This window comes from Ideonella oryzae (assembly GCF_024055665.1).
GTDB lineage: Bacteria > Pseudomonadota > Gammaproteobacteria > Burkholderiales > Burkholderiaceae_C > Ideonella > Ideonella oryzae.
In genome coordinates this window covers 226,107-239,959 of sequence record NZ_JAMXMC010000002.1, presented here as the reverse complement: position 1 = coordinate 239,959, position 13,853 = coordinate 226,107, and the positions used below count along the sequence as shown (strand labels likewise).

Sequence of the window (13,853 nt, the reverse complement as noted above, 5' to 3'; positions counted from 1 at the left end):
CCGGCGCGCCGATGGGTCGGCGTCTCAGGGTCGGGGTCAGACGGGAATGCGGCGACGGTAGCACCCCCGCGCACCGGACGGAAAGCGCCCGGGCGTTACCATTCCCGCCTTCCTGTCCTGCAGCCGTCCGCCTCCCGCGGACCCGACCCGCCCATGCTGACCATCCGCAAACTCATTCCCCGTGGCCAGGGCCTGGCCGGTGTGCTGCTCAAACGCGCCGCCACCGTCGAGCTGGACTGGGACGTGCGTCAGAAGAGCCGCTTCGACGCGACCGACTCCGCGGGCCGCACGCTGGGCGTGTTCCTGCCACGCGGCACCACGGTGCGTGGCGGCGACGTGCTGGTGGCCGAGGACGGATCGCTGATCCGCGTGCTCGCCGCACCGCAGGCGGTGCTGGAGGTGCGCGCCTGCGCCGAGCATGGCAGCCCCTTCGATCTGCTGCGCGCCGCCTACCACCTGGGCAACCGCCATGTGGCGCTGGAACTCCAGCCCGATCACCTCAAGCTGGAGCCCGACCATGTGCTGGCCGACATGCTGCGGCAGATGCACCTGATCGTCACCGAGGCCCAGGCCGGCTTCGAGCCCGAAGGGGGCGCCTACGGGAGCGGCCATGGCCATGGCCATTCGCACGATCATTCGCATGGCGAGTCCCACGAACACCACGGGCATGAACACGGCCACGCGCATGAGCACGGACATGAGCATGGCCCGGGCTGCGGCCACGACCACGCGCCGGCCCCAGCCCGTGGCAAACCGCTGGGCGTGCCCATCACCGCCGCCCCGGCGCCCCATGTGCATGGCCCCGGCTGCGGACACGACCACGGGCACGACCATGGCCACGCCCACGGCGAGCACGATCATGGGCGTCACGGTCACGACCACGGACACGGTCACTCGCACTGAACCATGCCCCGCGTCCGGCCTGCCCCCGCGCCGCTGCCCGCGGCCACGCTGCTGCAGCTGATGTGGCTGGCCTCACCGGCCCTGCCGGTGGGCGGTTTCAGCTACTCCGAGGGCCTGGAGGCCGCGGTCGAGGCCGGGCACGTGACGAACGAGGCCCAGGCCGCTGACTGGCTGGACGATCAATTGACGCTGGCCCTGGGCCGGGCCGATCTGGCCGTGGTGGCGCGCAGCGCCCAGGCTTGGCAGCGGGGCAACGTGGCGCGGGTCACCGAGCTCAACGACTGGATGCGCCTGACCCGCGAAAGCAGCGAGCTGCGCCAGCAGACCGAGCAGATGGGCCGTTCCCTGCAGGACTGGCTGCGCCAGCGTGCGCCCACGGACCCGCGCGTGGCCGCGCTGGGTGCACTGCGCCCGGCGCCCTGCTGGCCGGTCGCCTTCGGGCTGGCCGTGACGGTGATCGGCGCCCCGCTGCGAGAGGCCTTGCTGGCCCACGGCTTTGGCTGGGCCGAGAACATGGCCCAGGCCGCCATCAAGAGCGTGCCGCTGGGGCAGAGCGCCGGCCAGCGCATCCTGGCGCGACTGAGCCAGCGCCTGCCCGTCGTGGTGGACCAGGCCCTGGCCTTGCCCGAGAGCGCGTGGCAGGCCTTCACGCCCGGCCTGGCCATTCTGTCGGCCCGCCACGAGGCGCAGTACTCGCGGCTGTTCCGTTCCTGAGCCACCGCAACGCGGCGCCCACAGCGCGGCAATGCGGCAGCAACACGGCACTGCGACGATGCAGGCCTGTTGCGATGTCCCTGCACCTCACCCGGCAAGGTGGCGCTGAAGCCTTCAGTGTCGCCCTGCGTACCGCGAGGCTGTGGTGGACAAGCGCTGCCAGTCGCACAGTGCTTCGGACCCCGCCCAGGGATCCGGATGCCTGAGCTGACGTGACGAGTTCGCGCAGGCGGGGGTGGTGGCCTTGGACGCCCCCTCCCTGGTTTGGGGCCACCGCCCCCCGCCTGCGCACCCCTTCCAGCCGTGGGCGATCCTCACCGCGCCACCACGCTGACCGGTGCCAGCCCGCCGGTGCTGACCGTGGCAGGTGACAAGGCGCTGAGCGCCCCGCCGGAGCCCACCGCAAACTGTGACAGCGTGCCGTCGCCGGCGTTGCTCACGTAGAGCCGCGCGTTGTCCGGCGTGATGGCGATGCCCGAGGGCGTCGTCCCCGTGGCCACTGTGCGGGTGGCCATGGGCGTGAGGCTGCCGCCCGACACCAGGTACTGCGACACGGTGGCCGAGCCCGCGTTGGCCACGTAGGCGCGCGTGCCGTCCGAGCTCAGCGCGATGGCCCGCGGCGTGGTGCCGGTGCTCTGGCTGCTGCTGTAGCTCAGCGCCCCCGTGCTGGGGTTGATCGCATAGCTCAGCACCTTGGCGCTGCCGGCCAGGGTCACGTAGAGGTGGCCACCACCGGGCGCCACCGTCAGCCCCTGCGGCTTGCTGCCATAGCTGGACACACTGACCGTGGCCTTGCTCAGCGCGGTCAGGGATCCACTGCTGCCCACGGCGTACTGGGAAAGGGTGTCGTCGCTGGCGTTGGCCACATAGGCGTAGGCCCCATCGGGCGTGATGGCCATGGCGTAGGGTGCCAGGCCGCTGGCCACGGTGGCCGTCGACAGGGCCGTGAGCTGGCCGCTGCTGCCGACGCTGAACTGCGAAACGCTGGCGCCGCCATAGTTCACGGCATAGAGGTGCGATGCGTCGGGGGACAGGGACAGGGCATAGCCGAAGGTGGTGGCCCGCCCGCTCAGGCTGGACAGGCTCAGGGCGCCGTTGCTGTCGATGTCCAGCACCGACAGGGTCTCGTCGTCCCGGTAGCTCAGCCAAGCCTGGCTGCCATCGCCGTTGATGGCCAGCGCCGAGGGCATGTAGGACACCGCGACGGTGGGCGTACCCAGCGCGCTGAGCACGCCCGTGCCGCCCACCGAAAACTGCGCCAGCGTGTTGCTGTTGGTGTTGGCCACATAGACGCGGTAGCTCCGGCAGGTCACGGCCACGCTGCTCACGTTGCCGCTGGCCGAGCCGCTGCCGTGGCTGACCTGGCAGGTCTGGCCACTGGGCTGGGTCTGCACCGTGACGTCGTAGTGGGTGCCGATGGTCTCGTCGAAGGTGAAGCGGGTGGCGCCAGACGCCACCGCCAGCGTGTCGCTGCCGTTGGCCAGCACCAGCCCGTCGGTGCTGAGCCCGCTGACGGCGCCGCCCAGGGTGTTGCTGCCGGTGCTGCTGCCATCGCCACCGCCACCGCCACAGGCGGTCAGGATGGCCGCCGCGATCAGGCTGATCAGCAGACGGGGTCGGGGGCAATGGGTCGTGGTCTTCGGCATGGGGTGAAGAGGGGAAGGAATGAGGAAGATTCAGTTGCGCGAGACCACCCGCTGCGAGGCCGGCGCCCCGAGCAGCTGGGCACGCAAGGTGGTGTCGGCCACCTGCTCACCCAGCCAGACGCCCAGCAGCGCGTCGTAGAAGGCCCGGCCGCGCACCGGCTCGATGAAGGGCTGGTGGTTGAGCTCCACCACGGTGCCGGTGCCCGGCACCCAGTCCAGCGTGAGCAGGTCGCCCCTGCGCAAGCCCTGCGGCCGGCGGCCCACGGCCTGCACCAGTTGGCGAGCCGGGCCTTGCAGCACGGCGTGATCGATGCCGGGGTCGTCGCTGCTGAGCTGGTCGGTGATGGCGGATCGAAAGTCCTCGGCACTCACGTCACGCATCAGCGCGATGGCAATGCGCCGCGGGCCTTCCGTCTGGCGAACCTCGGCGAGAGAGGCACGGCGCTCGGGCAGGTACAGCGCAATGGCATAGACCCGCAGCAACCACGAGCGGCTGACACCGGCACCATGCAGAGGCAGCCGGCGCCCCGCCACCTGGACGGTGTCGTCCACGGCGACGCCCTCCAACGTGGTGGCCCGGGCCACGGGCTGCGTGAGCAGGCAACCACACAGGCCCAGCAGCGAGCCGACGCGGGTGAGTTGCAGACGGGTGGAGGACATGGCGCATTCCTTTCGGGACGATGGCCAGCACGGGGTCAGATCACCAGACACTCATCTGGTTGGTCAGCAGCCTCTGCAGCCAGTTGCGGCTGGCGGCGTCGGAGACATCGCCCTCACCAGCCAGTTCAAAGCGGGCGTTCACCACATCGGCCGACGCGATCACATTGCCGGCCTTGATGTCCTGCGGGTCAATCACGCCCGAGAAGCGCAGCGCGCTCTGGCCCCCGTTGAGACCGATGCGGCGCTCGCCGGCCACCAGCAGATGCCCGTTGGGCAGCACGTTGATGACGGTGGCTGCGATCTGGCCGCTGAAGCTGCTGTTGTTGTCGGTCGCCCCAGAGCCCTTGTAGCTGTCGCTGCCGGAGGCCGAGGCATCGATGTTGCCGAAGAAGTCGATCAGCTTGCTGCCGGACCGGGAACTGCCCGGGCCCTTGTCGGCCACGGCGTTCTGGCGACTGGTGTCGGTGGTCAGCTTGCGGCTGGCCTTGACGCTCTCGTCGATGTTGACCTTGACCACGTCGCCGATGTTGATGGGCCGCCGCGCGCTGGAGAACAGCGAACCGGAGGCAAAGGCCGCCTGGTAGATCGCCCCGTTGTTCGTGCGCTCCACCAGCATCTGCTGTGGGTTGGGGGGCACGTACAAAGGCGCCTGCACCACCGGGGATGCGCACCCCGTCAGCACGGCCATGGCAGGCAGCACGGACAGGAGTGCGGGGATGGCGATACGGCGGGGGATCATGTCGGCTCCTTGTGGGGAATTCGGGGTGGGTGGGCGCGCCCTGCGACGCTCAGCCGGCCTTGGGCGGTGGCGGCCCGATCAGGGCCTTCACCGCCGGGGCGAGCTTGTCGCGGGTGCTGGCCCAGCGCCCCATGGACATCAGGCCGTCGTCCAGCACGAAGCTGCTGGTGGCCAGCACGCGACCATCGGCGCCGTTGAGCACCAGGGTGGCCCGGTCCAGGTAGGGGCGGTAGTCGCTGCCCGTGGGCGGCACGGCCCACTGGATGGAAGCGGTGTAGCGCAGCCAGACGTCGCACTGGTCATAGCGGCCACCCGCCTCGTAGACGCGGCTCTCGATGTGCTGGGCCTGCAGCTCGGCCACCAGGGCCGGCAGCAGGTCGGCGGCCTGGCTGCTGCGGTTGTATTCCACGCACAGGCGCTGGATCGGCCCGTGCGTGTAGACCATGGTGTCACGGGCTCGGCTGGGTCCCACCTCGGTGACGGCGCCCTGCACCAGGGCGCCGCCGGCCTTGGCCAGTTCCCACAGCGGCTCAGCACTGAAGACGGAACAACCGGACTGCAGCAAGGTCATGGGCAGCAGCAGGATGGCCGAAGACCAGAGAGGCACGCGCACGGCAGTCTCCTTGCAGTCTGGCGGCTTCAGGCCAGGGACTTCAGGGCATTGGTGGCCGACGCCACGCCCAGGCCGACGTAACTGCCGACGGACTGGGTGGCCGAAGCCACCCCGTCCGTCACCTTGCCCAGCACCGACTCCACGCCATTCACACCCGACTCGACGGCATGCACCACAGAATCGGCTGCGGAGGCCACCGTGTTCTTCACGGTGCTGGCCGCATCCTCAACGTAATTCACCGCCTTTTCAGCCGTGTCGACCACACTGCTTCCGGCGTCCTCAAGATAATGCCCCGCCTCGCTGAAGAAATTCTCGACGCCGTTGGCGGCGTCGGAAATATCCTTGCCCAGCGCGCTGAGCGCCTTGTCACTGAAAGACACCGTAGCACTGGCGGCATTGCCCACGGATTGAGCCACCCCGATGGTATTGGCCACGACGGGACCAAATTCTTTGGCATTGAGCTCGTAGGTGCCGGGGCGGTTGGCGTACGAGGTAGAGCTGATGCTGTCCATGAGAGGCTCCATGGGTTCAGTTGAAGGTGTGGTCATCGTAGGAAATCACCCCCTGCAGGTTTTGACCGATAAACCCCCTTTGCCCCCTATTTATCGAGCCTCGTGAATCACCTTTCCGACATCTCCAGCAAAAATCAAGACATATGTCGATCTTGTTTATGAATACCCCGACAATTTGAAATATTGAAATATTTCTTCACAGAACGCCTTGTTTATTTCAAAAGAAAGTCGGTATGTGAATTCAAGCGACACAATCGGCCGACGGCTGGCGCGCCGGCCTTTGCGGGGCCGGGACACGGTGCCGGCACGCCCTGTGCATGCCATCATGTCGAGCTGTTTCGCCGATCCCACTTTGCTGAGCCGACACGATGACCATGACCACGCCCTCCGCCCTTCGTACCAAGCCTCTGCCGCCGCTGCGTGTCGGTGTGGGCGGCCCGGTGGGCTCGGGCAAGACCACCCTGGTCGAGATGCTGTGCAAGACGATGCGCGAGCGCTGGGACCTGGTGGTGGTGACCAACGACATCTACACGAAGGAAGACCAGCGTCTGCTGACCGTCGCCGGCGCGCTGGAGCCTGACCGCATCATGGGCGTGGAAACGGGCGGCTGCCCGCACACGGCCATCCGTGAGGACGCCTCCATCAACCTGGAGGCCGTGGACCGCATGCTGGACAAGTACCCCAACGCCGACATCGTCTTCATCGAGTCCGGTGGCGACAACCTGGCGGCCACCTTCAGCCCGGAACTCTCGGACCTGACGATTTACGTGATCGACGTGGCCGCGGGCGAGAAGATCCCGCGCAAGGGGGGGCCCGGCATCACCAAGAGCGACCTCTTCGTGATCAACAAGACCGACCTGGCACCGCATGTGGGCGCCGACCTGGCGGTGATGGAGGCCGACACGCGGCGCATGCGTCCGAACCGGCCCTTCGTGATGACCAACCTGAAGACCCGGGAGGGCCTCGATCAGGTGGTGCGCTTCATCGAACAAAAAGGCCTGCTGGTGCAGCCGGCCTGAAGCACCCCGATGGCCCCGGCGCTCAGGCCCGGGCCATCAGGATGACCGGCGCCACCGAGGACTCGTTGGCCGGGGCCGCGGCGCAGGCCTCCTCGAAGACCTCGCGGGCGCAGTCATGGCAGCAGCCGCAGCAAGAGGCGGCCTGCGTCCAGTCCTTGAGTTGCTCGAAATCGCGCACGCCCTCCACCTGGACGGCATGGCGGATGTCACGGTCGCTGACGCGGTTGCAGAGGCAGACGATCATGGGCGCACACGGGTTGGGATGACACGGTGCGCTCAGCATATCGCGAATGCGAATACTTCCCAACTGCCATACGGAGACTGGGGGCTTGGACTGACCCGCCCGGGCCGACCCAGCCGGCTCAGGAGGCCCCGCCCTCGCCGATCTGGGTCTGCAGCCAGTTCTGCTCACCCACCTGGGCCACCAGACCGATCTCGGTCTCCAGGTGGTCGATGTGGTCCTCGGTGTCGTCCAGGATTTCCAGCAGGATGTCGCGCGAGACGAAGTCGCGCACGCTCTCGCAGTGGGCAATCGCGTCCTTGAGCAGCGGGTGCGACAGCATCTCGATCTTCAGGTCGCAATGCAGCACCTCCACCGCGCTCTCACCGATGTAGAGCTTGCCCAGGTCCTGCAGGTTGGGCAGGCCTTCGATCATCAGGACGCGCTCGATCAGCTTGTCGGCGTGCTTCATCTCCTCGATCGATTCCTCGTACTCGTGCTTGGCCAGACGCATCAGGCCCCAGTTCTTCAGCATGCGGGCATGCAGGAAGTACTGGTTGATGGCGGTGAGCTCGTTCTTGAGCTGGGCATTGAGGAACTCGATGACCTTGGCATCGCCCTTCATGGCGTTCTCCTGCGGCGTGAAAGTGCCCCATTCTGCGCAACTCGGGGTCGGCTGGCGAGCCGGTGTCAGGCCTTCACGGGCGCTCGACGAACATACCCACAAAGACGAGATGGCTTATCATTAATCACGAATGATTCGCATTACGATGCTTCCATGCCATCGCCCATGCCCCCCACCCCCCTCTCATCGCTCGGCCTGAACAAAACCCGCACGGCCCCCTCGTCGGGGGGCCCAGGCAGTCCCTGTCCGCGCTGGGACAGCCGCACCCTGCTGGGCCAGGCCGAGCAGGCAGAGATCCACCATGGCGATCAGGTGTACCGACTTCGACTCACCGCCCTGGGCAAGCTGATCCTGACCAAATGAACCACACCCTCCAACCCACCCGATCCATCCAGCTGTCTGCCGTCCGGGCGAACGTGGCCTGAATCCAGCGCCCGTCTGCCTTTCGCACACCGCCAGCCTCCCGCCAGCCCGTGCGCCTCTTTGCCCCGAGGAGGCCCGCATGAACCTCTTGCTGCCCCAGCCGATCGGCCCCGTCACTGCCGACAACGCATCCTGCTGCCGGCCCGACCCGCTGCTCATCCCCGAGCGCCTGGGCTCCCGACGCCGGCGCATCTGGGAACTGGGCGCCCACGCCCACTGTCCGGTGATCGGCGTGTGCCTGCCCCTGCCGGTGGTGCGGCGCCTGGCCGACAAGGTGCTGGGCGGCCAGGCGCTGGCGACGGACTACGCGCTGCACTGCGGCGTGAACAGTGACTGTCGGCAGCGCTCGCCGATGGCCGAAGCCGTGCAGAAGGAACTGGACCGGCGTTACCTGCTGACCGTGCGCCAGAGCCAGAGGCTCAAGACCACCGAAGCCCTGGTCCAATGGTGGCAGCAGCAACGCCAGGGCGACAGCGTGCCCGGTGCCCTGTGGGCGACGCTGACCCATCCCCGCTGCGATGCCGCGCTGGAAGAACATGTGCTGCAGGACATCCACCTGCTGCAGCACCAGGCCGGCGCGGCCAACCGGGCCGACCTGGCCCGCCTGGACAGCCTGCTCGACGAGAACTGGGTGCTGGCCAATGAGCTGGCCCGCGTGCAAGAGCGCTGCACGCGGCAGGCCCGAGAGCAGGCGCAGAAGCTCGAGCGCACGCAGTCCGAGCTGGTGCTCGCCCGGGCCGCCCTGGTCGGTCGGGACACGCTGGTGGCCTGCCTGCGCGAAGACCTGGCCGCCCTGGAAGCCAGCATCCCCGACCTGCGCGGCCGCCAGGCACTGAGCGAACAGCTGGCCCGGCAGCTCGAGCGCATCCAGGACCTGGAGCGCGCGCTGCTGCGCACTCAGCAGACCCTGGACATGGAGCGTCTGCGCCAGGCGCAGGCCGAGCCGCCGGACGGCCAGCCTCCCCGCGTCGAAGCGCAGGACGGCCCCGGTCCACGGGAGCCGACCGCCGGCGAGGCGCTGGGCGAGCGGGCCGTGCTCTGCGTGGGCGGGCGCCCCGCCAGCGTGCCGGCCTACCGACGCCTGATCGAGGAGGTGGGCGCCCGCTTCATGCACCACGATGGCGGGGAGCAGGACCACATCGCCCGCCTGGACAGTACGCTGGCCGCCGCCGACCTGGTGATCTGCCAGACCGGCTGCATCAGCCACGACGCCTACTGGCGGGTGAAGGACCACTGCAAGCGCACCGGCAAGCGCTGCGTGTTCGTGGACAAGCCCAGTGCGGCCAGTCTGCGTCGCGCCCTGGTGATTCTGAAACCGGTGAAGGACTGAGCGCGGGCTCAGTCGGCCCGCAGCACCGCCTGGAACTGCTCGGCCGCCAACTCGTGCAGCACGGCGATGAGCCGGTCCACATCGGCTTCGGTGTGGGCGGCCGACAGCGCAATGCGCAGCCGTGCCGTGCCCACTGGCACCGTCGGCGGCCGGATGGCCGGCACCCACAGGCCGCGCTGGCGCAGCGCATCGGTCAGGGCCAGGGCCACGGCGTTCTGACCCACGATGAGTGGCTGGATGGCCGTGTCCGAGGGCATCAGTGCCCAGCCCAGGCTGGCCATCGGTGAATCGGCCGCCGGCATGAGCCCCCGGCGCAGCTGCAGGATGCGGGCATGCAGCTGGTCGCGCAAGGCATCGCCCTGGGCGATGCGGCGCAGCGCGGCGCGAATGGCCTCGGCCAGGAGGGCCGGTGCCGCGGTGGCGAAGGTGTAGCTGCGTGCCTTCTGAAGCACCCATTCCACCAGCGTGGCGTCACCTGCCACAAAACCGCCGGCCACGCCCACCGCCTTGCTCAGCGTGCTCATGTAGAGGATGCGGCGCGAGGCGTTGGCCCCGGTCAGGCCGGCGACCGCCAGCGCGCCGCGGCCCTGCGGGCCCATCACGCCCAGGCCGTGGGCATCGTCCAGCAGCAGCAGGGCATCGTGCTCGTCGGCCAGCGCCAGCAAGCCCGGAATATCGGCCACATCGCCATCCATGCTGAAGACGGCGTCGCTGATGATCAGCTTGCGCTTGGCCTCGCTGGCCTGGAGCATCTGGGCCAGGTGCTCCAGATCGGCATGGCGGTAGCGCTGCAGGCGGGCCCGCGACAGCAGCGAGCCGTCGATCAGGCTGGCATGGTTCAGGCGGTCGGCAAAGATCTCGTCACCCAGGCCCACCAGGGCGGGGATGACCCCGACGTTGGTGGCGAAGCCGGCGTAGAAGTACAGCGCGCGGGGCAGCTGCACGAAGTCCGCCAGCTCATCTTCCAGGGCGGCATTGGCCGCGGTGTGCCCGCTGACCATGGGCGAGGCGCCGGAACCGACGCCGTAGTGCGGCAGGGCCTGCTGCACGGCCTCGACCAGCGAGGCATCGGCCGCCAGGCCCAGGTAGTCGTTGCTGCAAAAGGCCAGCATGGCCTGGCCGTCCACCCGCATCAGGGCACCGGGCAGCGGCGTGACCACCCGACGCTGGCGCAGCAGGTGCTGGGCCTCCAGCTCGTTCAGGCGGTGGGAAAACTCGTCGAGCCAACTCATCGCATCACTCCCTTGCCGCACAGGCCGGATCGTCAGGTCCAGTCGGTCGGCAGCGTCACATCGGCCCGCGCCGGATCGGGCTGCGCCTGCCACGGAATGTCGGCCAGCAGCGGGACGCCACGCCCGGTCATGTGGGTCTTCAACCAAGCCAGATTCTCCTCCTGGCAGGCCATGTCCGGGTCCACCCGGTTGGCCACCCACCCGGCCAGGGTCAGCCCGCGGGCCTGGATGGCCTCGGCGCTGAGGGCCGCGTGGTTCAGGCAGCCCAGGCGCAGGCCCACCACCAGCACCACCGGCAGGCCCAGCGCGGCGGCCAGATCGGACATCATGTGCTGCTCGTTGAGCGGCACGTACCAGCCGCCCGCCCCTTCCACCACCACCACGTCGGCCTGGGCCGCCAGGGTCTGGTAGCGCTCGACCAGAAAGGGCAGCTCGATGCGCCGACCGGCCCGTGCGGCCGCCAGATGGGGCGAGAGCGGATCGGGCAGCGAGATGGGGTTGTCCAGCTCGGGCGGCACCTTCAGGGTGGAGGCGGCGCGTAGCGCCAGCGCATCCTCGCTGGCCCAGCCGCCCTCGTGCGGGATCAGGCCCGAGGCGATGGGCTTCATGCCCACCACCTTGGCGTGGTGGCGCGCCAGCGCGGTCAGCAGCACGCAGCTGCCCAGGGTCTTGCCAATGCCGGTGTCGGTGCCGGTGACGAAACAGCCTTTGAACATGGTTCTCTCTCAGACGCCATCGACCACGCCGTGGGTGCTGGGGGCACCGCCGGTCTCTTCGGCCAGCGTGGTGTTGAGCGCGGCCAGGGCGGCCTGGGCCAGGAACTCGCCTTCCGTCTCGCTGATGACCAGCGGCGGCATGGCATAGACGGTGTTGCCAATGGGCCGCAGCAGCACGCCCTGGGCCAGCGCGTGGCGGGCGAAGCGGCGGGCGAAGTCCGGCAGACTGGTGGCCACGTCCCAGGCGAAGATCATTCCCTGCCGGCGGGCAAAACGCACCCGCGGGTGCTGGCTCAGGCCCTCGAACTGGCACCACAGGCGCGCACCGCTGACCTCGCTGACCTTCACCGGGTCCAGCTGAGCCAGCAGCTCGGTGGCGGCCAGCGCGGCGCGGCAGGCCAGCGGGTTGCCGGTGTAGCTGTGCGAGTGCAGGAAGCCGCGGGCCGCCTGGTCGTCGTAGAAGGCGGCGTAGACGGCGTCGGTGGTCAGCACCGCCGACAGCGGCAGCGTGCCACCGGTCAGGCCCTTGGACAGGCAGATGAAGTCGGGCCGGATACCGGCCTGCTGGTGGGCGAACCAGCTGCCGGTGCGGCCGAAGCCCACCGCGATCTCGTCGGCCACCAGATGCACCTCGTGCTGGTCGCACAGCGCACGCACCCGCTGCAGGTAGCGCGGGTGGTGCATGGCCATGCCGGTGGCGCATTGCACCAGCGGCTCCAGGATCAGCGCGGCCGTCTCGTCGGCATGCTCGGCCAGCCAGTCGGCCAGCGCGTCGGCGGCCCGGTTGGCCACGTCCTCGGCCGCCTCCCCGGGCTGGGCCAGGCGGGCGTCGGGACTGGGCACGGTGGCGGCCAGGCGCACCAGCGGCGCATAGGATTCGCGGAACAGCGCGATGTCGGTCACCGCCAGCGCACCCACCGTCTCGCCGTGGTAGCCGCCGGTCAGGCCGATGAAGCGGTTCTTGCCCGGGCGCCCCACATTGCGCCAGTAGTGCGCGCTCATCTTCAGCGCGATCTCGGTGGCCGAAGCCCCGTCGCTGCCGTAGAAGGCGTGGCCCAGGCCGGTCAGGGCCGACAGGCGCTCGGACAGCTCCACCACCGGCGCGTGGGTGAAGCCGGCCAGCATCACATGGTCCAGCCGGTGCAACTGGTCGATCAGCGCATCGCGGATGGCCGGGTGACCGTGGCCGAAGAGGTTGACCCACCAGGAGCTGATGCCGTCGAGCAGGCGGCCGCCGTCATGGTCGTACAGCCACAGGCCCTCGGCCCGGGCGATGGGGACCAGCGGCAGCTGCGCGCCCTCGGCCGCATGGGCCTTCATCTGGGTGCAGGGGTGCCAGACCGCGGCCAGGCTACGGTCATGCCATTCGGTGTTGCGACTCATGGGGTGGATCCCTGCCATGTAAAAGGCCGCCCGCAGGCGGCCCGTTCGACGGTGAAAGGCGGTCAGCCCATCACGTGCTTGACCTTCAGGCCCAGGCGCGAGATGAGCGCCCGGTCGTCGTCGGCCTCGGGGTTGCCGGTGGTCAACAGCTTGTCGCCGTAGAAGATGGAGTTGGCACCGGCCAGGAAGCACAGGGCCTGCACGCCCTCGCCCAGGCCACGGCGGCCAGCCGACAGGCGCACGCGCGCGGTGGGCATGGTGATGCGCGCCACGGCGATGGTGCGCACGAACTCGAAGGGGTCCAGCTTCTCGGTGCCGTGCAGCGGCGTGCCTTCAACCTGCACCAGCTCGTTGATGGGCACCGAATCGGGATACGGGTCCATGTTGGCCAGTTGGGCCACCAGGCCGGCACGCTCGGTGCGGCTTTCGCCCATGCCGACGATGCCGCCGCAGCAGACGGACACGCCGGCATTGCGCACATGCTCCAGCGTCTCCAGGCGGTCCTGGTAGTCGCGGGTGGAGATGATCTTGCCGTAGGTCTCCGGCGCGGTATCCAGGTTGTGGTTGTAGTAGTCCAGGCCGGCCTTCTTGAGCTCCTGGGCCTGGCCTTCGGTCAGCATGCCCAGGGTGCAGCAGGCCTCCAGGCCCAGCGACTTCACCTCGCGCACCAGCTCGGCCACCTTCTCCACATCGCGGTCCTTGGGGGCACGCCAGGCGGCGCCCATGCAGAAGCGGGTGGCGCCAGCGCTCTTGGCGGCCAGTGCTGCCTCGCGCACCGCGTCGACTTCCATCAGCTTGGTGGCATCGACCCCGGTGTCGTAGTGCACCGACTGCGGGCAGTAGCCGCAGTCTTCGGGGCAGCCGCCGGTCTTGATCGACAGCAGCGTGGCCAGCTCGATCTCGGCCGGGTCGAAGTGCTCGCGATGCACCGTCTGGGCGCGGAAGATCAGCTCGGTCAGCGGCAGGTTGAAGAGCGCCTCGATGTCGGCCACCGACCAACGCTGGGGGCCGGCCGGCTCCGCCGCGCGGGGGCGGTGGATCTGGATCGGTTGGGCCGTGGTGTTGGCTTCACTGGTGCAGGAGGTGGCAGTGGACATCGCGTTCCTTCTCGCTGGAAA

The 13,853-nt window shown here is 69.0% G+C and carries 16 protein-coding genes; 5 read left to right on the top strand and 11 right to left on the bottom strand.

Annotated elements, in window-relative coordinates; genetic code table 11:
- Window positions 1-153 precede the first annotated feature (153 nt).
- The gene (gene ureE / locus M0L44_RS03770) at window positions 154-903 is read left to right on the top strand and encodes an urease accessory protein UreE (protein ID WP_252768277.1); all 750 of its coding nucleotides are present in this window, start codon (window positions 154-156) and stop codon (window positions 901-903) included.
- 3 nt (window positions 904-906) lie between these two features.
- Window positions 907-1,617 carry an urease accessory protein UreF gene (locus M0L44_RS03765; protein ID WP_252768276.1) on the top strand — a complete coding sequence of 237 codons (711 nt, stop codon included), beginning with the start codon at window positions 907-909 and terminating at the stop codon, window positions 1,615-1,617.
- A gap of 314 nt (window positions 1,618-1,931) precedes the next feature.
- On the opposite strand, the gene M0L44_RS03760 is transcribed toward M0L44_RS03765, so the two are convergent.
- The 5 genes from M0L44_RS03760 to M0L44_RS03740 are packed head-to-tail and all read right to left on the bottom strand — an operon-like array spanning window position 1,932 to window position 5,787.
- A complete protein-coding gene (locus M0L44_RS03760) occupies window positions 1,932-3,263 on the bottom strand; it encodes a beta-propeller fold lactonase family protein (RefSeq protein ID WP_252768275.1) in 1,332 nt (443 codons plus the stop codon).
- A 30-nt stretch (window positions 3,264-3,293) separates the two neighbouring features.
- Window positions 3,294-3,923 (bottom strand): chalcone isomerase family protein, encoded by a 630-nt coding sequence (locus M0L44_RS03755; protein WP_252768274.1) that lies wholly within the window; start codon window positions 3,921-3,923, stop codon window positions 3,294-3,296.
- Window positions 3,924-3,963: 40 nt separating this feature from the next.
- Window positions 3,964-4,662 carry a flagellar basal body L-ring protein FlgH gene (locus M0L44_RS03750; protein WP_252768273.1) on the bottom strand — a complete coding sequence of 233 codons (699 nt, stop codon included), beginning with the start codon at window positions 4,660-4,662 and terminating at the stop codon, window positions 3,964-3,966.
- Between the two features lie 49 nt (window positions 4,663-4,711).
- The gene (locus M0L44_RS03745; RefSeq protein WP_252768271.1) at window positions 4,712-5,275 is read right to left on the bottom strand and encodes a cell division protein FtsI; all 564 of its coding nucleotides are present in this window, start codon (window positions 5,273-5,275) and stop codon (window positions 4,712-4,714) included.
- Between the two features lie 26 nt (window positions 5,276-5,301).
- Window positions 5,302-5,787: a hypothetical protein gene (locus M0L44_RS03740; RefSeq protein ID WP_252768270.1), complete on the bottom strand. Its 486-nt coding sequence runs from the start codon at window positions 5,785-5,787 to the stop codon at window positions 5,302-5,304.
- A 374-nt stretch (window positions 5,788-6,161) separates the two neighbouring features.
- Between M0L44_RS03740 and ureG the strand changes: the two genes are divergently transcribed.
- Window positions 6,162-6,806, top strand: coding sequence for an urease accessory protein UreG (gene ureG / locus M0L44_RS03735; protein WP_252768269.1), 645 nt, complete (start codon window positions 6,162-6,164; stop codon window positions 6,804-6,806).
- A 22-nt stretch (window positions 6,807-6,828) separates the two neighbouring features.
- Here ureG and M0L44_RS03730 read toward each other — a convergent pair whose 3' ends face one another.
- Entirely contained in the window at window positions 6,829-7,050 is a 222-nt protein-coding gene (locus tag M0L44_RS03730; protein ID WP_026096334.1) for a (2Fe-2S)-binding protein, read from the bottom strand.
- Between the two features lie 118 nt (window positions 7,051-7,168).
- A complete protein-coding gene (gene bfr, locus M0L44_RS03725) occupies window positions 7,169-7,651 on the bottom strand; it encodes a bacterioferritin (protein ID WP_252768268.1) in 483 nt (160 codons plus the stop codon).
- A gap of 165 nt (window positions 7,652-7,816) precedes the next feature.
- Between bfr and hemP the strand changes: the two genes are divergently transcribed.
- Entirely contained in the window at window positions 7,817-8,014 is a 198-nt protein-coding gene (gene hemP, locus M0L44_RS03720) for a hemin uptake protein HemP (protein ID WP_252768267.1), read from the top strand.
- Between the two features lie 139 nt (window positions 8,015-8,153).
- Window positions 8,154-9,404: a DUF2325 domain-containing protein gene (locus M0L44_RS03715; RefSeq protein WP_252768266.1), complete on the top strand. Its 1,251-nt coding sequence runs from the start codon at window positions 8,154-8,156 to the stop codon at window positions 9,402-9,404.
- 8 nt (window positions 9,405-9,412) lie between these two features.
- Here the strand turns inward: M0L44_RS03715 and bioF are convergent, their stop codons facing one another.
- The 4 genes from bioF to bioB form a co-directional block, all read right to left on the bottom strand.
- A complete protein-coding gene (gene bioF / locus M0L44_RS03710) occupies window positions 9,413-10,636 on the bottom strand; it encodes an 8-amino-7-oxononanoate synthase (RefSeq protein ID WP_252768265.1) in 1,224 nt (407 codons plus the stop codon).
- 32 nt (window positions 10,637-10,668) lie between these two features.
- Window positions 10,669-11,352: a dethiobiotin synthase gene (gene bioD / locus M0L44_RS03705; protein ID WP_252768264.1), complete on the bottom strand. Its 684-nt coding sequence runs from the start codon at window positions 11,350-11,352 to the stop codon at window positions 10,669-10,671.
- Window positions 11,353-11,361: 9 nt separating this feature from the next.
- Window positions 11,362-12,735, bottom strand: a complete 1,374-nt coding sequence (gene bioA, locus M0L44_RS03700) for an adenosylmethionine--8-amino-7-oxononanoate transaminase (RefSeq protein ID WP_252768263.1) — start codon at window positions 12,733-12,735, stop codon at window positions 11,362-11,364.
- A gap of 62 nt (window positions 12,736-12,797) precedes the next feature.
- The gene (gene bioB, locus M0L44_RS03695) at window positions 12,798-13,832 is read right to left on the bottom strand and encodes a biotin synthase BioB (RefSeq protein ID WP_252768262.1); all 1,035 of its coding nucleotides are present in this window, start codon (window positions 13,830-13,832) and stop codon (window positions 12,798-12,800) included.
- Window positions 13,833-13,853 lie beyond the last annotated feature (21 nt).